22 protein-coding genes and 1 tRNA gene are annotated in these 23,834 nt (G+C 71.9%); 16 read left to right on the top strand and 7 right to left on the bottom strand.

Translation table 11 applies throughout. The features are described from left to right. The first annotated feature begins 25 nt into the window (after positions 1–25). The gene (locus ACFY29_RS20660; RefSeq protein ID WP_386988340.1) at positions 26–1,435 is read left to right on the top strand and encodes a class II fumarate hydratase; all 1,410 of its coding nucleotides are present in this window, start codon (positions 26–28) and stop codon (positions 1,433–1,435) included. A 65-nt stretch (positions 1,436–1,500) separates the two neighbouring features. Beyond that, positions 1,501–2,112 carry a GNAT family N-acetyltransferase gene (locus tag ACFY29_RS20655; protein ID WP_386988337.1) on the top strand — a complete coding sequence of 204 codons (612 nt, stop codon included), beginning with the start codon at positions 1,501–1,503 and terminating at the stop codon, positions 2,110–2,112. Here ACFY29_RS20655 and ACFY29_RS20650 read toward each other — a convergent pair. Next, entirely contained in the window at positions 2,079–2,624 is a 546-nt protein-coding gene (locus ACFY29_RS20650; RefSeq protein WP_328421113.1) for a CGNR zinc finger domain-containing protein, read from the bottom strand. The genes ACFY29_RS20655 and ACFY29_RS20650 overlap by 34 nt on opposite strands. A gap of 85 nt (positions 2,625–2,709) precedes the next feature. Here ACFY29_RS20650 and ACFY29_RS20645 point away from each other — a divergent pair, with 85 nt between their 5' ends. From ACFY29_RS20645 to ACFY29_RS20635, 3 genes are all read left to right on the top strand, one after another. Next, positions 2,710–3,684 carry a DMT family transporter gene (locus ACFY29_RS20645; protein WP_386988333.1) on the top strand — a complete coding sequence of 325 codons (975 nt, stop codon included), beginning with the start codon at positions 2,710–2,712 and terminating at the stop codon, positions 3,682–3,684. A 13-nt stretch (positions 3,685–3,697) separates the two neighbouring features. Then, positions 3,698–4,483 carry an HAD family hydrolase gene (locus ACFY29_RS20640; RefSeq protein WP_386988331.1) on the top strand — a complete coding sequence of 262 codons (786 nt, stop codon included), beginning with the start codon at positions 3,698–3,700 and terminating at the stop codon, positions 4,481–4,483. A 97-nt stretch (positions 4,484–4,580) separates the two neighbouring features. Further along, positions 4,581–6,290, top strand: a complete 1,710-nt coding sequence (locus ACFY29_RS20635; protein ID WP_386988327.1) for a S8 family serine peptidase — start codon at positions 4,581–4,583, stop codon at positions 6,288–6,290. Positions 6,291–6,480: 190 nt separating this feature from the next. On the opposite strand, the gene ACFY29_RS20630 is transcribed toward ACFY29_RS20635, so the two are convergent. Both ACFY29_RS20630 and ACFY29_RS20625 read right to left on the bottom strand, forming a co-directional pair. Continuing rightward, positions 6,481–7,443 (bottom strand): DUF559 domain-containing protein, encoded by a 963-nt coding sequence (locus tag ACFY29_RS20630; RefSeq protein ID WP_386988324.1) that lies wholly within the window; start codon positions 7,441–7,443, stop codon positions 6,481–6,483. 210 nt (positions 7,444–7,653) lie between these two features. Continuing rightward, complete coding sequence (locus ACFY29_RS20625; RefSeq protein ID WP_328426136.1) at positions 7,654–8,262, bottom strand: helix-turn-helix domain-containing protein; 609 nt, start codon at positions 8,260–8,262, stop codon at positions 7,654–7,656. A 216-nt stretch (positions 8,263–8,478) separates the two neighbouring features. Between ACFY29_RS20625 and cysS the strand changes: the two genes are divergently transcribed. Beyond that, entirely contained in the window at positions 8,479–9,894 is a 1,416-nt protein-coding gene (gene cysS / locus ACFY29_RS20620; protein WP_328421105.1) for a cysteine--tRNA ligase, read from the top strand. Further along, positions 9,894–11,027 carry a 23S rRNA (guanosine(2251)-2'-O)-methyltransferase RlmB gene (gene rlmB / locus ACFY29_RS20615; RefSeq protein WP_328421103.1) on the top strand — a complete coding sequence of 378 codons (1,134 nt, stop codon included), beginning with the start codon at positions 9,894–9,896 and terminating at the stop codon, positions 11,025–11,027. Before cysS ends, rlmB begins: the two co-directional genes overlap by 1 nt. A gap of 133 nt (positions 11,028–11,160) precedes the next feature. On the opposite strand, the gene ACFY29_RS20610 is transcribed toward rlmB, so the two are convergent. Then, on the bottom strand, positions 11,161–12,252 hold the full coding sequence (locus tag ACFY29_RS20610; protein WP_355601813.1) for a sn-glycerol-3-phosphate ABC transporter ATP-binding protein UgpC: 1,092 nt from the start codon (positions 12,250–12,252) through the stop codon (positions 11,161–11,163). Positions 12,253–12,605: 353 nt separating this feature from the next. Between ACFY29_RS20610 and ACFY29_RS20605 the strand changes: the two genes are divergently transcribed. The 5 genes from ACFY29_RS20605 (at position 12,606) to ACFY29_RS20585 (ending at position 15,756) form a co-directional block, all read left to right on the top strand. Then, positions 12,606–12,682: transfer RNA gene (locus tag ACFY29_RS20605), tRNA-Thr, on the top strand. A gap of 837 nt (positions 12,683–13,519) precedes the next feature. After that, on the top strand, positions 13,520–13,918 hold the full coding sequence (locus ACFY29_RS20600) for an AraC family transcriptional regulator (protein WP_328421053.1): 399 nt from the start codon (positions 13,520–13,522) through the stop codon (positions 13,916–13,918). Between the two features lie 35 nt (positions 13,919–13,953). Then, positions 13,954–14,373 carry a VOC family protein gene (locus ACFY29_RS20595; RefSeq protein ID WP_328421051.1) on the top strand — a complete coding sequence of 140 codons (420 nt, stop codon included), beginning with the start codon at positions 13,954–13,956 and terminating at the stop codon, positions 14,371–14,373. Between the two features lie 11 nt (positions 14,374–14,384). Beyond that, on the top strand, positions 14,385–15,050 hold the full coding sequence (locus tag ACFY29_RS20590; RefSeq protein WP_328421049.1) for a DUF998 domain-containing protein: 666 nt from the start codon (positions 14,385–14,387) through the stop codon (positions 15,048–15,050). 67 nt (positions 15,051–15,117) lie between these two features. Further along, a complete protein-coding gene (locus ACFY29_RS20585) occupies positions 15,118–15,756 on the top strand; it encodes a histidine phosphatase family protein (RefSeq protein ID WP_386988319.1) in 639 nt (212 codons plus the stop codon). 11 nt (positions 15,757–15,767) lie between these two features. Here the strand turns inward: ACFY29_RS20585 and ACFY29_RS20580 are convergent, their stop codons facing one another. Then, positions 15,768–16,283, bottom strand: a complete 516-nt coding sequence (locus ACFY29_RS20580) for a hypothetical protein (protein ID WP_386988316.1) — start codon at positions 16,281–16,283, stop codon at positions 15,768–15,770. Here ACFY29_RS20580 and ACFY29_RS20575 point away from each other — a divergent pair. The 4 genes from ACFY29_RS20575 (at position 16,282) to ACFY29_RS20560 (ending at position 21,451) form a co-directional block, all read left to right on the top strand. Next, positions 16,282–16,440 (top strand): hypothetical protein, encoded by a 159-nt coding sequence (locus ACFY29_RS20575; RefSeq protein ID WP_386988313.1) that lies wholly within the window; start codon positions 16,282–16,284, stop codon positions 16,438–16,440. The genes ACFY29_RS20580 and ACFY29_RS20575 overlap by 2 nt on opposite strands. A 38-nt stretch (positions 16,441–16,478) precedes the next feature. Further along, positions 16,479–18,872, top strand: a complete 2,394-nt coding sequence (locus ACFY29_RS20570; RefSeq protein WP_386988310.1) for a M4 family metallopeptidase — start codon at positions 16,479–16,481, stop codon at positions 18,870–18,872. Between the two features lie 171 nt (positions 18,873–19,043). Next, positions 19,044–19,817 (top strand): enoyl-CoA hydratase/isomerase family protein, encoded by a 774-nt coding sequence (locus ACFY29_RS20565; RefSeq protein WP_386988308.1) that lies wholly within the window; start codon positions 19,044–19,046, stop codon positions 19,815–19,817. Positions 19,818–19,900: 83 nt separating this feature from the next. Continuing rightward, positions 19,901–21,451, top strand: a complete 1,551-nt coding sequence (locus ACFY29_RS20560) for a serine/threonine-protein kinase (RefSeq protein ID WP_386988305.1) — start codon at positions 19,901–19,903, stop codon at positions 21,449–21,451. 70 nt (positions 21,452–21,521) lie between these two features. Here the strand turns inward: ACFY29_RS20560 and ACFY29_RS20555 are convergent, their stop codons facing one another. Together ACFY29_RS20555 and ACFY29_RS20550 are read right to left on the bottom strand one after the other, a co-directional pair. Beyond that, positions 21,522–21,965, bottom strand: a complete 444-nt coding sequence (locus ACFY29_RS20555; protein ID WP_386988302.1) for an HNH endonuclease — start codon at positions 21,963–21,965, stop codon at positions 21,522–21,524. Between the two features lie 316 nt (positions 21,966–22,281). Next, complete coding sequence (locus ACFY29_RS20550) at positions 22,282–23,820, bottom strand: FAD-dependent oxidoreductase (RefSeq protein ID WP_386988299.1); 1,539 nt, start codon at positions 23,818–23,820, stop codon at positions 22,282–22,284. Positions 23,821–23,834: the final 14 nt, after the last annotated feature.

The following is a 23,834-nucleotide window of genomic DNA, read 5'->3' as shown; positions in this document are numbered from 1 at the left end:
GCACGTCGGCGACGAGCGCGGCAGGATGGTACGCGTGACGACTCCAGAAGCGACCGGTTACCGGATCGAACGCGACTCGATGGGTGAGGTGGAGGTGCCCGCCGAGGCGCTGTGGCGGGCGCAGACCCAGCGTGCGGTGCAGAACTTCCCGATCTCCGGCCGGGGCATCGAGCCGGCCCAGATCAAGGCGCTCGCCCAGATCAAGGGCGCAGCGGCCGAGGTCAACGGCGAGTTGGGCGTGATCGACGCGAACGTGGCCGCGGCGATCACCGCCGCCGCCGCGCACGTGGCTGACGGCGGCTACGACGACCAGTTCCCGATCGACGTGTTCCAGACCGGCTCCGGAACGTCGTCCAACATGAACGCCAACGAGGTGATCGCCACCCTGGCCACCCGGGAGCTGGGCCGGGACGTGCACCCGAACGACCACGTCAACGCCTCGCAGTCCAGCAACGACGTCTTTCCGTCCTCGATCCACCTGGCCGCCACCCAGTTCATCGTGGAGGACCTGCTGCCGTCACTGATCCACCTCGCCACGGCGTTGGAGGCCAAGGCGGCGGAGTTCGAGACCGTGGTCAAAGCGGGACGTACCCACCTGATGGACGCCACGCCGGTCACCCTGGGCCAGGAGTTCGGCGGGTACGCCGCCCAGGTCCGGTACGGCGTCGAGCGGCTGGAGTCGGCGCTGCCCCGGCTGGCTGAGCTGCCGTTGGGCGGCACCGCCGTGGGCACCGGGATCAACACCCCGCTCGGCTTCGCCGCCGCCGTGATCGGCAAGCTCCGCGAGTCGACCGGGTTGCCGCTGACCGAGGCGCGCAACCACTTCGAGGCGCAGGGCGCCCGGGATGCGCTGGTGGAGACCTCGGGGCAGCTGCGGACCGTGGCGGTCGGGCTCTACAAGATCGCCAACGACATCCGATGGATGGGCTCCGGCCCCCGGGCCGGCCTGGGCGAGCTGCGCATCCCCGACCTCCAGCCCGGCTCGTCGATCATGCCGGGGAAGGTCAACCCGGTGGTCGCCGAGGCGATGCGGCAGGTCTGCGCCCAGGTCATCGGCAATGACGCGACGGTGGGCTTCGCTGGTTCGCAGGGCGACTTCGAGCTCAACGTGATGCTCCCGGTGATGGGCCGCAACCTGCTGGAGTCGATCCGGCTGCTGGCGGCGACAAGTCGGCTGTTCGCCGACCGCCTGGTGGTCGACCTGGTCGCGGACGCCGAGGTCTGCCTGGCGTACGCCGAGGGCTCGCCGTCGATCGTCACGCCGCTCAACCGCCACCTCGGGTACGACGAGGCCGCCTCGATCGCCAAGGAGGCGCTGGCCAAGCAGACCTCCATCCGCGAGGTGGTGATCTCCCGGGGTCACATCGACTCGGGCAAGCTCAGCGAGACCCAACTCGACGAGGCGCTCGACCTGCTCCGGATGACCCACCCCTGACGCCCCCAGGGCGGCGGGGAGTAAGTCGGTCGACCGGGGCGCGGAGTGGGCGGGATGATCCTGCGGTGTCGAATGGTGACCTTCAGGGTGCGGCCGGCCTGCCGCCGGTGACCGAGCGGCTGCGGTTGCGGCGGCTCACCATGGCCGACGTGGACGCGCTGGTTGAGCTGGACAGCGATCCCGAGGTGATGCGGTTCCTCACCGGTGGCGTCGCCACCCCGATGGCCACGGTCCGGGACGAGCAGTTGCCGAAGCTGTTGGCCCAGTACGACCGGCATCCGGGTCTGGGCCGCTGGGCGGCGCTCGACCCTGAGACCGGCGGGTTCCTGGGTTGGTTCGCGCTCGACCCGTCGGCTGACGGCACCGAGGCCGAGTTGGGCTACCGGCTGCGCCGCTCGACGTGGGGGCGCGGGCTGGCCACCGAGGGTTCCCGGGCGTTGGTCCGGTACGCCTTCGGCACTGTCGGCGTGCGCCGGGTCTGGGCCGAGACGATGACCGTCAACGACCGCTCCCGACGGGTGATGGCCAAGGCCGGCCTGCGTTACCTGCGTACCTTCCACCTGCAGTGGGACGACCCGATCCCGGGCACCGAGCACGGCGAGGTGGAGTACGAGCTGCGGGCCGAGGAGTGGGCGGCCACCGCTCAGGAGTGGCCGGCGGCCCGGCGGGCGCGGTAGGCGGTCACCGCGGCGCGGTTGCCGCAGCCGGCCTCGCAGAACCGCCGCGACCGGTTGCGGGACAGGTCAACGAGCACGTTGTCGCAGTCCGGGTACTCGCAGATCCGCAGCCGGCTCAGCTCCCCGGCTCGGACCAGGTCGGCCATCGCCATCGCCGCCTCCACCGCGATCCGGGTGGCCAGCGGCGCGTCGCGGGGCACAGCGTGCAGGTGGTACGGCTCGTCGTCGTGCTCGATGAGCTGCGGCAGCGCCCGGTGTTCGAGCAGCAGGCTGTTGACCACGGCGACGACCTCGGCGGGCTCGCCGTACCAGATGCGGCGCAGCCGGGGTCGCAGCTCCCGGACGGCGCGTAACTCGGCGTCGGTGTGCTCGTGCCGCCCGCTGTAGGTGTGCCGGACGAAGAACGTGTCCAGCGCGGCGATGTCGGGCAGCAGTTCGCCGTCCCGGCCCGCGGTGTTGACCAGCGCGGCGGCGGCGATCAGCGAACACTCGGTGTCATGAGCGAACAGCAACTTGACTCCTGTCACAGGGGTCGCCTAGCGTCATGGGTACAAGGATAGTTTGCTCATGACACCGTGTCGTCCCGAGGAGCGCGAGATGCAGTCACGACCCGCCGCAGGCGCCGCGCTGGCGCTGCTCTCCGCGGTCACCTTCGCCACCTCGGGCACCTTCGCCCGGTCACTCATCGAGGCCGGCTGGTCGGCCGAGGCCGCGGTGATCGCCCGGGTCGGCATCGCCGCCCTGGTGCTGGCGATCCCCGCCCTGCTGTCGCTACGCGGCAGGTGGCACGTGCTGCGGCAGAACGCCACGGCGATCGGGATGTTCGGCCTTCTCGGCGTGGCGCTGGCCCAGGTCTGCTTCTTCAACGCCGTGCGCTACCTGCCGGTCGGCATCGCACTGCTGCTGGAGTACCTGGGCATCATCCTCGTCGTGGGCTGGATGTGGCTGCGGCACGGGCAGCGCCCCCGCCGGCTCACCGTGGCCGGCTCGGTGGCCGCCCTGGCCGGGCTGGCGTTCGTGCTGGACGTCACCGGCACCGCCGGCTTCCACCCGGTGGGCGTGCTCTGGGGGCTGGGCGCCGCATTCGGCCTGGCAGGCTACTTCGTGCTCGCTGGCCGGGTCGATCCCCGCCTGCCCTCGGTCGCCATGGCCAGCGGCGGGATGGCTGTCGGCGCCGCCACGCTGCTCATCATCGGGCTGACCGGTCTGCTGCCGCTGCGGGCCACCTTCGGTGAGGTCACCTTCGCCGGGCAGCGCACCAGCTGGCTGCTGCCAATCGTCGGGCTCTCCCTGGTGGCTGCCGTGATCGCGTATTTGGCCGGCATCGCCGGTACGCGGATCCTCGGCCCCCGGCTCTCGTCGTTCGTCGGGCTGACCGAGGTGCTCTTCGCGGTGCTGATCGCCTGGCTGCTCCTGGACGAGCTGCCCACCGCCTGGCAGTTGTTCGGCGGCGCGATGATCGTCGCAGGGGTCGCACTCGTGCGCCTCGACGAGCTGCGCGGGTCGTCAGCACCAGAGCCAGCGCCCGCGCCCGCCTCGCCCGAGCCCGCGCTGGCCCTCGACGGCCGATGAGACAGTGGTCCCCGTGCTGACCACCGTGGTGTTCGACGCCGACGAGACCCTGCTGGATCTGCGCCCGGCGGTGACCGGCGGGCTGCTGGCCGTCCTCGACGAGATGCGGCGGCGCAGCCCGGTGGCGGCCGAGGTGTCGCTCGCCGAGCTGGAGTCGGACTGGGGCGCGGTCTTCGGGGAGCTGAGCGCCGCTCCGGTGGCGGAGATCCGGCGCGCCGCGCTGGCCCGGTCGCTGGCCCGCGCCGGACTGGACGCGCACCTGGACGAGGTCGCCACCCTCTTCTTCGCCCGCCGATTCGCCCTCACCCGACCATTTCCGGACGTGCCGCCGGCGCTGGCCAGGCTGCGCGACCGGTACACGCTGGGCTTCGCCACCAACGGCAACAGCCGCGCCGAACGCTGCGGGCTCGCCGGCGAGTTCGCCTTCGAGGTGTACGCGCACGAGAACGGCCTGCCGAAGAAGCCAGCCCCGGAGTTCTACGCGGCGGTGGTCGAGGCAGCCGGGGTGCCGGCCGGGCAGATCGTCTACGTCGGTGACTCGTGGGAGCACGACGTTGTGGCACCGCAGCGGGCCGGCCTGCGATCGGTGTGGTTGAACCGGCACGGCCTGCCCCGCCCGGTCGGGGGTGCGCCCGACGCCGAGGTGTCCACCATGGCCGATCTTCCAGTGGCGCTGGCCGACCTGCCCGCGATACTGGCTGACCTGCCCGTGCAGCCGGCCGACCGGCCAGTGGTGCGGGCCGATCTACCCGGGGTTCGCGCCCAGCAGGGTGGGGCTCGCGCCAACCTGGGCGGATGATGGAGAGATTCACCGCCATAACGGACGCTGACCTGGCGCAAACCCGCCGAGTGTTGTGTGATGGCTGCCACGTCCCTCAACGAGAGGATCCGATGTGGTGAGCAAGCGCTTCACCGCCGGTGCCGTCGCGACCGCGGCTGTGCTGGCACTTACGGTGACGGGGTTGGGTGTACCAGCCAACGCCGCGCCGACCAGCTTCCGAACCTTCACCGTCGTCGCCGAGGATGGCGTCGCCGCCGAGACGGCTGTCGCCGCCATCCGGGCTGCTGGCGGCACTGTGGTGTCCCGGTCCGACGAGGTCGGCATGTTCCAGGTGACCAGCGACCGGGCTGACTTCGCGGACAGGGCGACCGCCGCCCCGACGCTGATCGGCGCCGCCGAGCAGAAGGCCATCGGCCGCAAGCCGAAGCTGGACCGGGTCGAGCAGGAGCAGGTGCTGGCCAACACGGCCGCCGCCGGTGCCGCCGCCAAGAAGGGCGCCAAGCTGGACCCGCTCGACGAGAAGCTCTGGGGCCTGGAGATGATCCGGGCCGACCAGGCCCGCAAGATCGAGCCGGGTGACCGTCGGGTGACCGTCGGCGTGCTGGACACCGGCGTCGACGCCAGCCACCCCGACATCGCGCCGAACTTCAACTGGTCGCTGTCGCGCAACTTCGCGCCGGACCTGACCGACGTGGACGGCCCGTGTGAGGTGCCGAGCTGCCTCGACGCGGTGGGCACCGACGACGGTGGGCACGGCACCCACGTGGCGGGCACCATCGGCGCGGCCGCCAACGGCCTCGGCCTCTCCGGCGTCGCCCCGAACATCTCCCTGGTCGAGCTGAAGGGTGGCCAGGACTCCGGCTACTTCTTCCTCAACCCGGTGGTCAACGCTCTGGTCTACGCCGGCCGGTCCGGGATCGACGTGGTCAACATGTCGTTCTACGTCGACCCGTGGCTCTACAACTGCAACGCCAACCCGGCCGACTCCCCGGCGAGCCAGGCCGAGCAGCGGGCCATCATCAAGGCGATGAAGCGGGCACTGACCTTCGCCCACAACAAGGGCGTCACCCTGGTCGGCGCGCTCGGCAACAACAACGAGGACCTGGGCGCACCGCGCACGGACATCAGCAGCCCGGACTACGGCGCCGCTCCGTACCCCCGGCCGATCGACAACAACAGCTGCTGGGACCTGCCTGCCGAGGGCCCGCACGTGATCGGTGTGTCGGCGGTCGGCCCGTCCGGCAAGAAGGCGGACTTCTCCAACTACGGCACCGAGCAGATCTCGGTCGCCGCGCCGGGTGGCTTCGCCCGGGACGGCTTCGGGACCCCGACGTACAACAGCCCGGGCAACCGGATCCTCTCCACGTACCCGCTGAAGGTGCTCCAGGAGGAGCCGATCTCCCCGACCATCCCGGACCCCCGGGTGGACGCCAACGGCAACATCGACCCGCGGGTGGCCACGCTCGTCTTCAAGCAGTGCAAGGCCAACGGTGACTGCGGCTACTACACCTACCTGCAGGGCACCTCGATGGCGTCCCCGCACGCCGCAGGCGTGGCCGCGCTGATCGTCAGCCGGTTCGGCAAGGCGGAGCGCCGGGGTGGCTTCGGCATGTCGCCGGACCTGGTCGAGCAGCACCTCTACCGGACGGCGGCCGAGCACGCCTGCCCGGAGCCGCGGCTGCAGCAGTACCGCAATGAGGGCCGGGACGAGACCTACGACGCCTACTGCGCCGGTGGGGTCAACTTCAACGGCTTCTACGGGTACGGGATCGTCGACGCCTACGCGGCGGTGAAGACCCCGCTCAAGCCGAACGCCCGTCCGTAAGGCAACACATCGGGGCCCGGTCGACCACGGTCGACCGGGCCCCGACGCATTCCCGCGCCTCGACCGTGCGCGCCTCGGCCGTGCGCGCCTCGGCCGTGCGCGGCGCGATCTCGCGGTTGATCGACTCAAGGTCGCCGGCGTGGCGGTATCAGGCTCATCCGATGCCCCCAGGTCGGCGACCTGAAGTCGATCAGCTCCCGGATGATCGGCGGCGCCAGCCGCGAGAGATCAGAGCCGACCGGACTTCGGCCAGCACGGCCGGGAAGTCGTTCTGCAACCGGCGGCTGGTCACGTGCAGCACCAGCCAGCCGGCACCGACGAGCAGGTTGAGCCGTTGGCGGTCGCGATGCAGTTGCTCGGGGTCCGCGTGCCATCGGCCGTCGTACTCCACCGCCACCCGGAACTCGGGCCAGGCCAGATCGGGGTGGAGCACGAGCCCTCCGGACAGCCGGATCGGGTGCTGAGCGACCGGCCGGGGCAACCCGCCCAGCACCAAACGCACCCGTAGCTGTGACTCGGGCGGCGACTGCGCACCCGGATCGGCCAGGTCGAACACCCAGTTCGCCCGCCGGCCACCCGGGCGCTCCGCGTTGGCGGTGGCGACGGCGGCCAGCGCGGACCGGCTGGTCAGGCCGCCTCCGAGCAGCGAGTCGACGATGGTGACGGCCCGCAGCGGCTCCAACCAGGCCGCCGCCTCCCAGGCCGCGGAGGCGGGGTCGGTCCGGCGGAGTGTGGGTTGGGCCCTCCTCGTGGGAGGGGCGGTGGGCGGCAACGCTGCCTCACCCAGGACCGGGAACGTCGGTGCGCTGGCGCTGAGCAGGTGCACGCGAAGGCCGCGTTGAGAGTCGACCCGGACGGTCCTCGGCACCAGGACGTGCACGTCGTCGTCGAAGCCGGCGGCGTGCTCGATGCCGTGCAGGTAGGCCGAGGACGGACCGGCGATCAGCGCCTCCGCTGGCAGCCGCAACGCCGCGGCACGGCAGGCCAACTCGTGGTCGCGATCGATCCGCGCGTCCGCGTACACGTCGTGCCGAAGGCGGACCCAGGACGCGCCGCGTAGCTGATGTCTGGTCACCAGGCCCTGCCGGATCACGTCGGAGCCGCGGAAGACCTGCCAGGCGAGGGCGAGAGGTCGGTGGGGGCGAGGAGGCATGTGCTCAGCCTCCGACCCCAGGCCGGGCACCCGACACCCCTGTGGACAGCGGCCGGCGGTCTCGTGCCGTGCGCCTGTGGACGACGGTCGGGCGCCAGTTTGGCGTGGTATACGGCGAGATCATCACCGCGGCGGCGATGTGGCGGTGTAGAGCGATGGGGATACCGCGATATCGCCGATCCCGAGTCGATCAAGGTGGGGGCTAGTCAGTCAGCGGAGGGCGGCGGCGATGGCCGTGGCAGCGGCCAGCACCTGAGGGCCGACTGTGTCGACGTCCAACGGGGCGAGCGCGACCACGCCGACGCTGGCCTCCAACCCGGGTACGCCGAGCACCGGCGCGGCCACCCCGTACGCCCCGGACTGCAACTCGCCACTGCTGCTCACCGGCTCCGCCGCCCCGGACCGGCCGGCAAGGATGGCCCGACCCGCCGCGCCCCGGTCCAGCGGATGCCGCGCCCCGGTCCGGTACGCGACGTGGAACGACGTCCAACTCGGCTCGACCACGGCCAGGGCGACACCCTCGCCGCCCTCGACCACGGTCAGGTGTGCGGTCGCGCCGGCCTGCTCGGCGAGCCGGCGCAGCGCGGGCAGTGCCCCGTCGGCGAGCAGCGGCTGGGCGCGTCGGGCCAGGTGCAGCACCCCGGCGCCGAGGCGGAGCCGCCCGTCGCCGTCACGGCGCAGCATGCCGTGCCCGGTCAGCGGGCCGACCAGCCGGTAGACGGCAGCCCGGCCGATGCCGAGCCGGTTCGCCACCTCGGTGACGGTGAGTCCGCCTGGCGTGTCGGCGACCAGGTGCAGCAGCCGCAACCCCCGGTCCAGGGTCTGCGCCGTCTCCCCGGCCCGTCCGCCGCCCGGGACGGTCCGATCCGAACCGACGTCGGACGCTCCCGTAGGCGCGGCGGTGGCCGCGTCGAGCCGGGCACCGGCACCGCGGAGGGTCGGCGGCTCACCGGGGCGTGCGGTCGCATCCACGCCTGGCAGCGTACGACCCGGCACCGGCGGACTCGAACATGCGCGGACGGCTACCCTTGTACGGTGACGCTACGCCTGTATGACACCGCCACCCGATCGGTGCGGGACTTCGTCCCGCGGGAAGCCGGCAAGGTGGGGGTCTACCTGTGTGGTCTCACCCTCCAGGCCCCGCCGCACATCGGTCACCTTCGCTCCGGTGTCAACTATGACGTGCTGCGCCGCTGGCTGCTGACCGCCGGCTACGAGGTCACCTTCATCCGCAACCTGACCGATATCGACGACAAGATTCTGGTCAAGGCAGGGGAGCGGGGCCGGCCGTTCTGGTCGATCGCCTACGCCAACGAGCTGATCCTCGCCGAGTCGTACCGGGCGCTGAACGTGCTGGCGCCCACCTACGAGCCGCGCGCCACCGGGCACATCCCCGAGATGCACGAGCTGATCACGAAGTTGATCGCCGACGGGCACGCCTACCCGGCCACCGACGGCTCCGGCGACGTCTACTTCGACGTGGCGTCCTGGCCGGCGTACGGGTCGCTGTCGGGCCAGTCGCCGGACGCGATGCAGTCGGCCGGGGACGCCCCCGACCGGGGCAAGCGGGACCCGCGCGACTTCGCGCTCTGGAAGGGCGCCAAGCCGGACGAGCCGGCGGACGCCTACTGGCCGTCGCCGTGGGGGCTGGGTCGACCGGGCTGGCACATCGAGTGCTCGGCGATGTGCTGGCGCTACCTGGGTCCGGAGTTCGACATCCACGGCGGCGGGCTGGACCTGACGTTCCCGCACCACGAGAACGAGATCGCCCAGTCCCAGGCGGCCGGGCTGCCGTTCGCCCGCTACTGGGTGCACCACGGGCTGCTCAGCATCGGTGGGGCCAAGATGGGCAAGTCCGCCGGCAACGCGCTGGACCTGAGGTACGTGGACTCGCTCGGAGTGCGGCCGGTGGAGCTGCGCTACTACTACGCCGCCGCGCACTACCGCTCGGTGATCGACTACTCGGAGGACTCGCTTCGCGACGCGGCCACCGCGTACCGCCGGATCGAGGGTTTCGTGCTGCGGGCGGCCGAGCGGGTCGGTGCCGGGCACCTCGGCGACCTGCCGACCGGCTTCGTCGCGGCGATGGACGACGACCTCAACACCTCCGCCGCGCTGGCCGTACTGCAACAGCAGCTCCGGGACGGCAACACCGCGCTGAGCACCGGCGACGATGTGACCGTCCGCACCACGCTGGCCGCAGTACGGGCGATGCTGGATATCCTCGGAATCGACCCCCTCGACCCGGCCTGGACCGGTGGCGGCCGCTCCGATGATCTGCGTGCCGTGGTGGACTCCCTGATCGCGCTGGCCCTGGAGCAGCGCGCGCAGGCCCGGGGCCGCAAGGACTGGGCCGCCGCCGACGCGGTACGGGACCAGCTCAAGCTGGCCGGCGTGGTGGTCGAGGACACCCCCCAGGGACCCCGTTGGACTATTGGAGAGCAGGACTGATGGCCGGCAACTCGCAGCGCCGTGGCCGGCGACTGACGCCGAAGGCGGGCGCCCCCAAGGGCACCGGCGGCAAAAACAAGGACTCCCTGACCGGGCGGGGCCGCACCCTGCCCGCCGACGAGCGGCCGTGGCACAAGGGGTACTCGGGCACCGAGAAGCTGCCCCAGCGCACCGCCTGGAAGCAGGACAAGGAGCGCCGCGCGGCGGCCGAGGAGGGGCGTGCCCCCAAGATCGGTCTGCCTGGCACCAAGGACACCACCTGGGGCAAGGGTGGCGGCCGTGGCGTTCCGGCGAACCGGGGTGGCAGCACTGGCGGCCGGGGCGGCAAGCCCGGCGGCCGATCCGGCCCCCGGGTCGCCCCGGGGCGCAAGTCCAACCCGGCCAGGGACTCGCCGGAGCTGCTGGTCGGGCGCAACCCGGTGCTGGAGGCGCTGCGCGCCCAGGTGCCGGCGACGGCGCTGTACACCGCCCAGGGCATCGACATGGACGACCGGATCAACGAGATCATCCGGACCGCCGCCGACCGGGGCATCGCCAACCTGGAGATCAGCCGGGCTGAGCTGGACCGGATGACCGGCGGGGTGCTGCACCAGGGCGTTGGGCTGCAGGTGCCGCCGTTCGCGTACCAGCCGTTCGAGGACATGGTCGCCGCGGCCCTGGAGCAGCAGGCCCCGCTGCTGGTCGCGCTGGATGGCGTCACCGACCCACGCAACCTGGGTGCGGTGATCCGGTCGGCCGCCGCGTTCGGCGCGCAGGGTGTCTTCGTACCCGAGCGGCGGGCCGCCGGGATCACCGCGACAGCCTGGCGGACCAGTGCCGGCGCGGCCGCGCGGGTGCCGGTGGCGCAGGTCACCAACCTGACCCGATCGCTGAAGGCGTGCCGCGACGCCGGCTTCACGGTCGTCGGCCTGGACGCCGACGGTGACACCGACCTCTACAACCTGGAGGCCGCGGTCGGCCCCCTGGTGGTCGTGGTCGGGTCGGAGGGGCGCGGGCTGTCCCGGCTGGTCGGGGAGACGTGCGACCTGACCGTCAGCATCCCGATGATCTCCGAGGTCGAGTCGCTCAATGCCAGCGTGGCCGCAGCGGTCGCCCTGGCCGAGGTCTCCCGCCGCCGCGCCGCGGAACTGTAACGACGCGTCTTTGAGGCCCCGCCCCTGACAGCCGGGGGCGGGGCTTCGTCGCGTCCGAGCCGAGGGACCTGACGGGAGTACGCGACAGGGGCGGCCCGCCGAAGCGGACCGCCCCTGTTGGTACGGCGTTACGTCAGATCCGGGCGCCCGTGGTGGCGTGGAAGACGTGGTTCCGACCGGTGCGCGGCTTGACGAACACGGTGTCACCCATGTTCGGCATGGTGCGCCGGTCGGTGCGGACGACGAAGCGCTCCGAGTTGCCACCCAGCGCGGCGTGGCCGTAGACGTTGGCGTCCGAGCCAAGGTCCTCGACCAGCTCGACCACGACCGGCATGCCGCCCTCGGTCGGGCTGACCAGCTCGCAGTCCTCCGGGCGGAAGCCCACGGTGACCTTGCCGTCGCCGCCCTCGGCGCGGGCCGCCTCGACCTGCTCGCGGGTCAGCGGGATGTGCAGCTCGGCAAACTCGGCGCCCTGCTCGTTCAGCGGGACGGTCTTGATGTTCATGGCGGGGGAGCCCATGAAACCGGCGACGAAGACGTTGGCCGGGGTGTCGTAGAGCGCCCGCGGGGTGTCCACCTGCTGGAGGACACCGTCGAGCAGCACCGCGACCCGGTGACCCATGGTCATGGCCTCGACCTGGTCGTGCGTGACGTAGACCGTGGTGACGCCCAGCTTGGCCTGCAGCGACGCGATCTGGGTACGGGTCTGCACGCGCAGCTTGGCGTCGAGGTTCGACAGCGGCTCGTCCATGAGGAAGACCTGCGGCTCGCGGACGATCGCCCGGCCCATCGCCACACGCTGACGCTGACCACCGGAGAGCGCCTTCGGCTTGCGGCCGAGGTACTCCTCCAGCTGGAGCAGCCCGGCTGCCTCCTTGACCCGCCGGTCGATCTCCGACTTGGAGGTCTTGCGCAGCTTGAGGGCGAACGCCATGTTCTCGTACACCGTCATGTGCGGGTAGAGGGCGTAGTTCTGGAAGACCATGGCGATGTCGCGGGCCTTCGGGGGCAGGTGGGTGACGTCACGCTGGTCGATGTAGATCGAGCCGGCGTCGACGTCCTCCAGGCCGGCGAGCATCCGCAGGCTGGTGGACTTGCCACAACCGGAGGGGCCGACCAGGACGAGGAACTCGCCGTCGCCGATCTCGAGGTCCAGCTCGTTGACGGCGGGACGCTCGGTGCCCGGGTAGATCCGGGACGCCTTGGAATAAGTGACCGTAGCCATGGTGAAGCGCTTCCTTTCACCGGCAGGAACGTGCCGGACGATCCGAGTGAAGGAGCGACCGACACGTATCCGTGTCGGTCAACGGACGGCGGGTCGGTCGCGAGGGCGGCCGGACCTGTCGTCCGTGTCACTGCACGGTAAACGGCTTTCCTCGCGCTGCCAAGGCGCGGGAGCGCCGGACGCGGCCCATTGCCTACACAATCCGGTCAGTCGGGCACGGTCGGACATCAATCGACATACGGCTTGACCGCACGACGATGGATCAGCGTCGGGTTGTTGACGTTTCCCATGCTCGGGAGGCCTCGCGAGCGGGATATCCGGACGTCAGTCGCTATGCTGGCTTCGACGCGCGCGCCCCTGTAGCTCAGCTGGCCAGAGCACTCGCCTTGTAAGCGAGATGTCGCCGGTTCGATCCCGGCCGGGGGCTCCAATTCCACCAGGCTTTTCCCGACGGGCACTGCCGTGAGTCGACCGGTTGACCGGAACGGGACTCACGAGAGCTCGCCAAGCGCCTGACGCATCGCGTCGACGTTGGCGTGAGCGTAGACCTTGAGGGTGATCTTCACGTCGGCGTGTCGGGCGCTGCCCCAGCACTAGCGGTGCGGGTCGACGGCCCGCAGAAGATCAGTGATGGCAAATCCCGGTAGTTCCAGTTCAGCCGCCGACGTGACTGGGAACGTCCCACCCAGCGCATGCGGTGTCCAGCCAGCGATCAGCCCGTAACGGACAAGAGCGCGGACGTCCGCAGCTGTCGGGAATGGATACGTCTCCCCACTGTCGTGCACGTCCGTCTCGACGTATCGATGGCCGAAGGCGACGGTGGGTGCCAAGTCGGGCCGCTCGGTCAGGTCGACCTGTAGGGCACGACCATTCTTTCCTGCACCCCATACGCGGACTCTTATGCAGCGGTGCGGACGACCGTCAGGGCCAGAGGCGGGCCGGATGTCGGCCTTCCAGGTGAACTCCCGGCCGTCGATGTGTAGCTTGCGCAGCCTCGACCTCATCCGCCCATGCTTTCAGCTCGGCGGTCACCGCAGCGCTGTGAACCAATGATGGCCCGTACGTCGCGGCCTCAGCGGCATTCCACCGCTGGTGGCGGGCCGACTCACGGTTAGCTCAAGGGTTCGTACGCCCGGTGCATCCCGAACGATCACGTCACCTCAACCGGCAGCGACGCCGGCCGCGTCGGCGTGCGGGCGACACCGAGGGCCAGCGGTAACCTGAGCTGGGCAGCCCGGCCGGGGGATAAAGAGCGAAACGAGGACGGATGAGTCGCGCCGTGGAGGAGTCGAACCGGGCGATGCTGCGTGCTCGGGACGCGATGGACCGCGCGTACGCCGAGCCGTTGGACATCCCGGCGCTGGCCCGGATCGCGCACGTCTCCGAGGCGCATTTCATCCGGACCTTCCGAGCCACCTTCGGCGAGACCCCGCACCGCTACCTGCAACGCCGGCGGGTGGAGCGGGCGATGTCGTTGCTGGTGGAGACCGGGCGAGACGTCACCGACATCTGCTTCGCGGTCGGCTTCAGCAGCCTGGGCACGTTCAGCCGGACGTTTCGGCAGATCGTCGGGGAGTCACCGACGGACTTCCGCCGCCGCGCCGCGCCGACCAACGTGCCGTCCTGCTTCACCAAGGCCTGGACCAGACCCAGCAGTTTTGGATAAGCAGCAGGTCACGGTCTCCGTCTAGCGTGATTGACATGACGATGAACGCGATCAGCCGCTCCCAGATCTACGTCCTCGACCAGGACGAGGCACTCGACTTCTACGTGAACAAGCTCGGCATGGAGCTCAACACCGACCAGGACCTCGGCTTCATGCGCTGGCTGACGGTCAACCTGCCCGGCGACCCGGAGCGCGAGATCCTGTTGGAGAAGCCGGGTCCGCCGGCGATGGACCCGGCCACCGCGGCGCAGGTCCGGGAACTGCTCACCAAGGGGGCGCTGGGCGGCGCCCTGTTCATGACCACCGACGACGCCCACAAGACGCACGAGGACCTGGTGGCCAAGGGGGTCGACATCACCGACGAGCCGACCGAGCGCCCGTACGGGATCGACTTCGGCATCCGGGACCCGTTCGGTAACCGGATCCGCATCGGCCAGATGTTCCCTCGGGCCTGAGGGGCGGACCGATGAGCCAGGCCGTTCCGCTTCCCGGGGTCCGACCGGTGGTCGCTGGCCTGGACCGCGCGCTGCTGGCCGGCGGGGTGCTCGCCGGCCCGATCTTCGCCGGCTCGGCGCTGCTCCAGGGGCTCACCCGGGATGGCTTCGACTTCCGGCGGCACCCGGTCAGTGTGTTGAGCACCGGTGAGCTGGGCTGGATCCAGATTGCCACGTTCCTGGTCACCGGAGTGCTCTGCGTGCTGGCCGCCGGGGCGCTTCGGCGCTCCACCGGCACCGGTTCGGTCTGGGTGCCCCGGTTGCTCGCCCTGTACGGGCTGGGCCTGGTGGGGGCGGCGATCTTCAGCGCCGACCCGGCCGACGGGTTCCCCGTCGGCACGCCCCGGGGTGCCGGCCAGATCAGCTGGCACGGTGGCCTGCACTTCCTGGTGGCGGCGGTCGCCTTCGTCTCGCTGATCGTGGCGACGGTGGTCGCCGGCCGACGGGCCGCGCGTCGTGGGCTGGTGGGTCGGGCCGGGTTCAGCCTGGCGACCGGGGCCTTCTTCGCGGTGGCCTGGGTGGCGCTGATGGTCCGGCCGGCGCCGGCCGTCATGGTGGCGTTCGGCCTGGCGGTGACGGTCGGTTGGCTGTGGGTGTCGGTCACCTTCGCGCGAGCGGCGTCCGGCCGGGTGGACTGAGCCGGTTGCCGTCACACCGGGAGGCACGGGGAGTTCCCGTGCCTCCCGGTGTGCTGAGGTGTGAGACATGATCACGCGGCTGCTGTATCTGGCCCGACACGGCGAGCAGGACCTGACCGAACCCGGCGAGCCGAATGCCGGCCTCTCGGAGCGGGGCCGGCGGCAGGCCAGGCTGCTCGGCGAGCGGCTGCGGGGCCGGCGGTTCGCCGCCGTGCACCACGGGCCACTGCGCCGGGCCGCGGAGACCGCCGAGCTGGTCGCCGCGTCGCTGCCCGGGGTTCCGGTGTACGCGACGGAGTTGGCCGGCGACCACCTCCCGCACGACACGGAGCCTGCCGGCCTCCCTCCGGCGTACGCCGAATTCCTGGCCCAGTTCGCGGCAGCCGAACGGGTCGACGGGCCGCAGGTGACGGCGGCGGCGGTATTGCGGTTCGCCGGCCCGGTCGCGGACGGCACCGACGGCGCGGATGGCGCCGGGCCGGTCCGTGAGCTGGTCGTGACGCACAACTTCCTGATCGCCTGGCTGATCCGGCACGCCCTCGACGCGCCGGAACGGCGGTGGCTGGGGCTGAATCTGCACAACGCGGGGCTGACCGTCATCCGGTACGGCCCGGCCGGGCCGCCGAACCTGGTCGCCGTCAACGACGTGGCGCACCTGCCGCCGGAGCTGCGCGGCACCGGACTGCCCCCGGACTACCTGACCTGAGCGTCGGGCGGTCAGCCGGTGGCGCGTAGCAGCAGCTCTACGAGCGCCTGGGTGGCCGGCGGCGGGGCGGTGTCGGTCGGGCAGTCGACGTACCCGGTCTCGACCGTGCCGACGGTCAGCCGGTAGCTGAACGCGTCCGCGCAGAGGGTCGTGGTGGTCGGGCGGCGGGCCTCGCCGGCCAGTCGGGGATCGGCGGCCAGCCCGTGCAGCCGGCCGAGGTCGGCGGGGTCGAGTCGGCCCGTACGTTGGCTGCCGGCCCGGTCCACCATCGTCCACCGGCCGTCGGGTTCGACGGTCACGGCGTCGCCGCGGCCGGCGAAGCCGCCGGAGCGGAACAGCATCACCCGGGCGGCCGCGCTGGTGGCCCCGGTACCCGGGCTCACCGTGGGGGCGGTGGTCGCCGGCGGGGTGTCGGTGGCCGGGGCGGTCGAGGTCGGGCCGGCGGTGGGCGGGGGCCGGTCCGGGGTGCTGCCGGCCGGGTCGGCGCTGGTGCAGCCGGCCAGGGCGGCGACCAGGAGCGCGATCATGACGCCGTTCGTCGAGGCGGGTCTCATGCCGCTCGGACGCGTGGCCCCGGTCGCCGGTTCCCTTGTCAAGGCCCTCATCCGAACGGCCATTGTCGATGTCTGGGAGCGGTCCAGGGCTTCTCTTTTCTTCAACACATCGTTATATCTACATGTGTGACTACCCCCGTCACAATCCTTCTCCTTTCCGGAGGGCACGTGAAACGACCCCTCGCCGCCGTCAGCGCAGCGCTGCTCACCAGCGGCCTGCTGACCTGCGTCGCCACCTCGGCGCACGCGGCACCGCCCACCGCCCCCGCGCCGGATGCCTCCGCCGTGGCTCAGGCAGCGACCGTCCTGCGAACGAACCCCGGCGCCGTCCAGGGTTCGAGCGCCGAGTCCTACCAGGTGCACAGCACCAAGGTGGACGCCACCGGCGCCACGCACACCCGCTACACCCGGACCTATCAGGGACTGCGGGTGTACGGCGGTGACTTCGTCATCCACGCCACGCCGAGCGGCACCTACGCCGGAAGTTCGGTCGGTCTGGCCGCACCGCTGACCCTCGGTACCTCGGCCAAGGTCGCCTCCGCGGCGGCGAAGAAGACCGCCCGCGCCGGGTTCACCGGCACGGTCGAGGCCGTCGGCACGCCGGAGCTGTTCGTCGACGCCAGCTCCGGCCAGGGCCGGCTGGCCTGGGAGACCGTGGTCAGCGGCTGGCAGCCCGACGGGCAGACCCCGTCCCGGTTGCATGTGATCACCGACGCCTCCACCGGCGCGGCCGTCGGGTCGTACGACGAGATCGAGGCGGTGAACGGCACCGGCAACAGCATCTACTCGGGCACGGTCACCGTCGACACGACGCTCTCCGGCAGTACGTACCAGATGATCGACCCGTCGCACGGCAACGGCTCGACCTGCGACATGAACAACGGCACGTCGACCTGCACCACCTTCACCGACGCGGACAACACCTGGGGCACCGGGGCCAGTTCCAACCGGCAGTCCGCCGGCGTGGACGCGCACTTCGGCGCCGCAAAGACGTTCGACTACTTCAAGAACGTGCACGCCCGTAACGGCATCTTCGGCAACGGCACCGGCGTGCCGAGCCGGGTGCACTACGGCAGCAACTACGTCAACGCCTTCTGGGACGGCTCCCGGATGACCTACGGCGACGGCTCGGGCAACTCCCGTCCGCTGGTCTCGATCGACGTGGCCGCACACGAGATGAGCCACGGCGTGACCGAGAACGTGGTCCCAGGCGGCCTGACCTACTCCGGTGAGTCCGGTGGCCTCAACGAGGCCACCAGCGACATCTTCGGCAACATGGTCGAGTTCTACGCCAACACCTCGGCCGACCCGGGTGACTACCAGGTCGGCGAGAAGATCAACATCAACGGCAACGGCACGCCGCTGCGCTACATGTACAACCCGTCGCTGGACGGCTCGTCCGACAGTTGCTGGTCCACCAGCACGAAGAACAAGGACGTGCACTACTCCTCCGGCGTCGCCAACCACTTCTACTTCAACCTCGCCGAGGGCACCGGCGCCACCGCGTACGGCACCTCGCCGGTCTGCGGCTCCGCCCCCGCGGTGACCGGCATCGGCCGGGCCAAGGCGGAGAAGATCTGGTTCCGGGCGCTGGACGTCTACTTCACCTCCAACACTTCGTACGTCAACACCAGCAACCCGGCGAACACCGCACGGGCCTACAGCCTGCGGGCCGCCACCGACCTGTACGGCAGCTGCTCCACCGAGTACAAGGCCGTGCAGGCCGCCTGGACCGCGGTGAACGTGGCCGGCAACGACGCGCCGTGCTCGACCGGCAACGACTTCTCCGTGGCGCTCTCGCCGACCGCCGGCTCGGTGAACCCGGGTAGCTCGGCGTCCACCACCGTGGCCACCGCGACCACCAGTGGCACGGCACAGACCGTGACGTTCTCCGCGTCCGGCCTGCCCAGCGGTGCGAGCGCCGCGTTCAGCCCGGCCTCGGTGACCTCGGGCGGCTCGTCCACCCTCACCATCAGCACCTCGGCGGGCACCCCGCCCGGCACCTACTCGGTCACCGTCAACGGCGTGGGAGCGGTCACCCGGAGCGCGACCTACACGCTGACCGTGAACGGCACCGGCGGTGGCTGCACGGCGCCGGGCCAGAAGCTGGCCAACCCGGGCTTCGAGTCCGGTGCGACCGGCTGGACGGCCAGCTCCGGCGTGATCACCAACTCCAGCAGTCAGCCCGCCCGCACCGGGTCGTACAAGGCGTGGCTGAACGGGTACGGCAGCACCCGCACCGAGACGCTCGCCCAGTCGGTGAGCCTGCCGTCGGGCTGCTCGTCGTACTCGGTCAGCTTCTGGCTGCACATCGACACCGCCGAGACCACCAGCAGCATCGCGTACGACACGCTGCGCGTGCAGGTGCTCAACAGCGGTGGGACGGTGCTGGCCACGCTGGCGACCTACTCGAACCTGAACAAGGCCGCCGGCTACAGCCAGAAGTCCTTCTCGCTGGCCGCGTACGCCGGCCAGACCGTCTCCCTGAAGTTCACCGGCACCGAGGACTCCTCGCTGCAGACGTCCTTCGTGGTCGACGACACCGCGCTCACCGTCTCCTGACCTGACGCGCTGCTCAAGCGGGCCCGACGGCCACCCCTCGCGGGTGGGCGTCGGGCCCGCGCCGCTATGGTCGCGGCACCGGAGCGGGCAGGCCGCCGCCGGTCGGCGGAATCCGGCCGGCGCGGAGTCGACGGACGTGGTGGCGACCCCAGGGGGCGCCCGTGGAGAGGGGTGGACGTGTCGGACGCGGAGCTGACCGTCGAAGTGACCGGGCCGGTGGCGACCGTGGTGATCCACAACCCGGCCCGCCGCAACGCGATGACGGCGGCCATGTGGCGCCAGCTCCCCGAGCTGCTCGACCGGCTGGAGCCCGACCCCGACGTACGGGCGCTGGTGCTCACCGGCGCGGGCGACGCCTTCTGCGCCGGCGCCGACCTCGGCGACCTGGCCGAGCTGCTGGACGCCGGTGACGCCAGCATCGCGGTGGCCGCCGAGGAGCGCCTGGCCCGCTTCGCCAAGCCGACCGTGGCGGCCATCCGGGGCGCCTGCGTCGGGGGTGGGTGCCAGCTCGCGGTCGCCTGCGACCTGCGGATCGCCGCCGACGACGCCCGGTTCGGCGTACCGCCGGCCCGGCTCGGGCTGGTCTACCCGGCGCCAACCACCCGCCGGCTGGCCCGGCTGATCGGGCCATCCGCCGCCAAGCATCTGCTGTTCACCGCCGAGCTGATCGATGCCACGCGGGCGCTGCGGGTCGGCCTGGTCGACGAGGTGCTGCCGGGCGACCAGCTCGCCGCGCGGGTGGACGACCTCACCGCGACGATCGCCCAGCGGTCGCCGCTGACCGTCGCCGCCGCCAAGGAGATCGTCGACGACCGGGCCGGGCCGGCCCGGGTCGCGTGGTGGCACCGGAAGGTGGCGACCAGCGGCGAGGCCCGGGAGGGGGTGGCGGCGGTCGCCGAGCGCCGTACGCCCCGCTTCGCCTGGCGGCCTCCCGCCAACGACTGACCACGTTTCAGGGTCCACTCCAGCGATCAAAGGATCTCGATCCAGGCTGGCGTACGGCAGGGCCGTACGGCAGGCTGTCCGTTGTGCAGCGTGATCAGTTGCTTGCGGGCCGCTACCGGCTCCTGGAACGCCTCGGCAGTGGCGGCATGTCCGAGGTGCACCGGGCGTACGACGAGGTGCTCGAACGGGACGTGGCGGTGAAGGTGCTCGTCGTCTCGGACACCAACGCCCGGCAACGGATCCGGGCCGAGGCCAAGGCGGCGGCCCGGCTGTCGCACCCGCACGTCACCAGCGTCTTCGACTACGGCCAGTCGCCGCTCGATGGTGCCGAGGTCCCGTTCGTGGTGATGGAACTGCTCGGCGGCCACACCCTCGAACAGCGGCTGGCCACCGGGCCGTTGCCGCCCCGCGCCGGCCTGCGGATCTGCGCCGAGGTGGCGGCCGCGCTCGCGGCCGCGCACGCCCGGGGGCTGGTGCACCGGGACGTCAAACCGGGCAACGTGATGCTCACCCCCACCGGCGCCAAGGTGCTCGACTTCGGCATCGCGGCGGTCGTCGGGGATCCGGAGATCGACTTCGAGGGGCGGCTGCTCGGCACGCCGGCCTACCTCGCCCCGGAACGGTTGGAAGCCGGCGAGGTGCTGCCGGCCTGCGACGTCTACGCGCTCGGCCTGCTCCTGCACCGGGTGCTGACCGGCCGGCTGCCGTGGCGTATCGAGGCGCGGGCCGGGATGCTGCGCGCACACGCGTACGTCGAGCCGGACCCGCTGCCCGCGATCGACGGGGTGCCGCCCCAGATCCACCGGCTCTACCGCTGGTGTCTGGCCCGCGACCCCGATGACCGGCCGCCGGCCGCCGAGGTGGCCCGCATCCTGCTCACCGCCGGCGAACCGGCCGCCGCCGTGGGCAGATCGACGGCGACCGGCGGTGAAGAGGTCGCCGCCGTGGGCGCATCGAGTTCCGGGCTGCCGTCCGGCGGGATGGCGGACGCCCGCGCTGAGCCAGCCGAGACGGTGGGCGGTGCGGTCGCCGGAACGACCGGTGCCGCCCGGAGGGTGTCCTGGCGTCGGCGGCGGGCGGTGTTGGCGGTCGGTGGTGCGGTGGTGGCCGCGGTGGCGATGGGCGGGTCGCTCGGCGACCCGGTCACACGACGACCGGAAGCGGGCGAGCCGCGCACCGGCATCGGATCGGGCGGCACCACGACGGTCGGGCTGCCGCGTATCGCCGACCCGGCTGACGCGGCCGTCCGCCGACCGCCCGCCGCCCCGCCGGCCAGCGCCGGACCTGACCCGTCGACCGGTCCAGGCAGTACACGGGCGGTCGCCAGCACCTCCGTACCGAGACCGCCCACCAGCACCTCCGGGCCGATCCCGACTGGAGCCGCGTCCACACCCAGCCCCGGGCCGGGCGTGCCGGTGGACGCCCTCGGTGGGACGGTCACGGTTCGCTGCCTCGGGGCGGCGGCCGAGGTCCTGGCGGTGACGTCCGCACCCGGCTACCGGGCGGCGGCGTACGACCCGGGCCCGGCGAAGCGGATCCAGGTCGAGCTGACCTCCGCCGAGCACCGCAGCGAGATCCGGGTGCACTGCGCCAACGGCCGCCCGAAGCCGCAGGTCAAGGAGCGCGCCGGCTGACCGGGGGCCGGCGGGTGCCGCGCCTGGGGCGTACCCCCGACACGGCCCCCCGTTCCCGCCGGCCGGTCCGTCACCGCCCCGCCAGGGCCGCCCAGCCCGGGTTCACCGGCTCCCGGCGCAGCGGCATGCCCGCCTCCGCCGGCGTCCGGTCGCCCTTGCGCTGGTTGCAGCCGTAGCAGGCGGCGGTGGTGTTTCGCCAGGTGTTCCGGCCGCCGCGCGAGCGGGGCAGGACGTGGTCGATGGTCGACGCCGCGCCACCGCAGTACGCGCAGCAGCGGTCGTCGCGGCGCAGCACACCGGCCCGGGACCAGGCCGGCCCGGAGCTGAACCGCCACCGGGTGACCACGTAGCGGACGAGTCGCACCACCCGGGGCATCGGGAAGACCCCGATCACCTGGTCCGGCTCGGCCTCGTGGATCTCGGCCACTCGACGGCAGAGCATCCGGACGGCGTGCTGAACGGTGACCCGGTGCAGCGGGCCGAGGTCGGCGTTGATGACGAGGACGGCGTCCACCGGGATCTCCCTCCAGGGCAGTGACGGACGATGGCTCCGGACAGCGAAGAGCCGCCCGGTCCGGCTGTGGGACGGGCGGCTCGGCGCGTACGGGTACGCGTCAGTCGGGCCGGCCCGCCCGGGGACCTTCCGCTCGGCAACCGTCGCCGGGCAGCACGGATGGCACGCTGGTGACGTGCGACATCGTCATGATCTGCTCCCGCGGCGGTGTTGACCTTGCGCGATCACGGTAGGTCGGCACGGGTCAGACGGGCAACGTATTTCGATCGGCCGTCCGGCTCTGCCCCGGCGGGCAGTGCGGCATATGACCGCCTTGTCAGGTTGCCGCGCCTCTCCTGGTCAGCAGCCCCCGTGGCCGGATCGAGTGCACCGGCTCGGCGGCGCCACCCTCGGCACGCAGGATGTGGTTCGCGGCGATGATTCCGGTGGCCGCTGAGCGTTCCATCAGGGCGCTCGGGAAGTCCGTGGCGATTCCGTCCCCGGCGAGGTAGAGGCCGTTCGCGTCGGTGCGTACCCCCGGTCGCCAGGCGTGGCTGCCCAGGCTGAACGCCGGCGCCTGCGCCTCCACCCGGGCTCGCAGCTCGCGGATCCGCAGGCCGGCGGCCTCCGGCCAGAGCGCCACCAGCTCGCGGCGCATCCGCTCGGCCAGCTCCTCGGCCGGTACTCCCGGCTCGCAGGCGTACGCGTGCAACTCGATGATTGACCCGCCGGTCTGCCGCGCCCAGCGCCGCGACTCGTTCTCCAGCCGGTGGTAGAGCGTCACCGAGTCCAATGTGGGCTGCCGGGACACCCCGCTGAACACCGCGCGCTCGGCGGCCACGTCCCCGTCGCACCAGTACCGCGCCACCGCGTACGGCGGGCCTGGCGTGCCGAACGCGGGCATCCGCGCCACCAGCTCCGGTGCCTGCTCGACCAGGTCGGGGGAGGCCCCGACCAGCGCGGCGAGCGCCGGCGGGTCGATGGCCAGCACGATGTGCCCCGCCGGGTGGCTGCCGCCGTCGGCGGTCGACACCCGCCAGCCGTCGGTGTCACGGTGCACCCCGGTCGCGGTAGCCCGGGTGAGCACCCGGCCGCCGTGCTTCTCCACGTGCCGGGTCAGCGGCTCCCAGATCGCCGTGCCGTAGTCCTCGTCCGGGCAGTCGAAGGCCAGCCCTTCCGGGTTGCCGAGCAGGTAGAAGTGGAACTGGGCGACCATCTCGGCGGCCGACATCTCCGACTCGTGGTTGAAGAACGAGTGCGAGAAGACCTCGAACAGCATGGCCCGGGCGCGGTCCGGCAGTCGCAGCGACGCCAGCAGCTCGTCGGCGGTGGTGTCGTCCAGCTCGGCGTAGGTGCGTACCGGGTCGTAGCTGAGCAGCGGCAGCGCGGCGTCCCGGTCCATCAGTCGCAGGTCGGCCAGGCGCAGGCTGGGGCTGCGCAGCAGCAGCGCGAGCAGGTTCGCCGGCGGTGCGGGCGGCAGCTTGCCGAACTCCTCGGTCGGCCACTGCTCACTGAGGATCGGGTAGCCCGGGATCGGCTTGAGGAAGCCCAGGTCCGGGTCGACCCTGCGGAGGATGGACCGCCAGTTGTAGTACTGCCGGAAGAACGCGTGGAAGCCGTGCTCGTTCTGCTGGCTGCCGTCGGCGAGCGCCTCCGGCCAGGCGCCCAGCCGGCCGCCCAGGGTGGGTGCCGCCTCCAGCACCGTCACCGTCACACCGCGCTCCGCCAGCACCACCGCCGCCGACATGCCGGCGATGCCGCCACCCACCACCACCGCCGTGACCGGTCCCGGCACGCGGTCGACGCCACCGCCGCCCGGGTCCACCTGGTGCTGGCGTACGCCGATGAGCCGTCCCACCATTTGCGACAGCGCCATGAGCACCTTCCCGA

This window comes from Micromonospora sp. NPDC000668 (assembly GCF_042897975.1).
Lineage (GTDB): Bacteria > Actinomycetota > Actinomycetes > Mycobacteriales > Micromonosporaceae > Micromonospora.
Note: the sequence above shows the minus strand (reverse complement) of the source record. Positions and strands in the feature narration are given on the sequence as shown.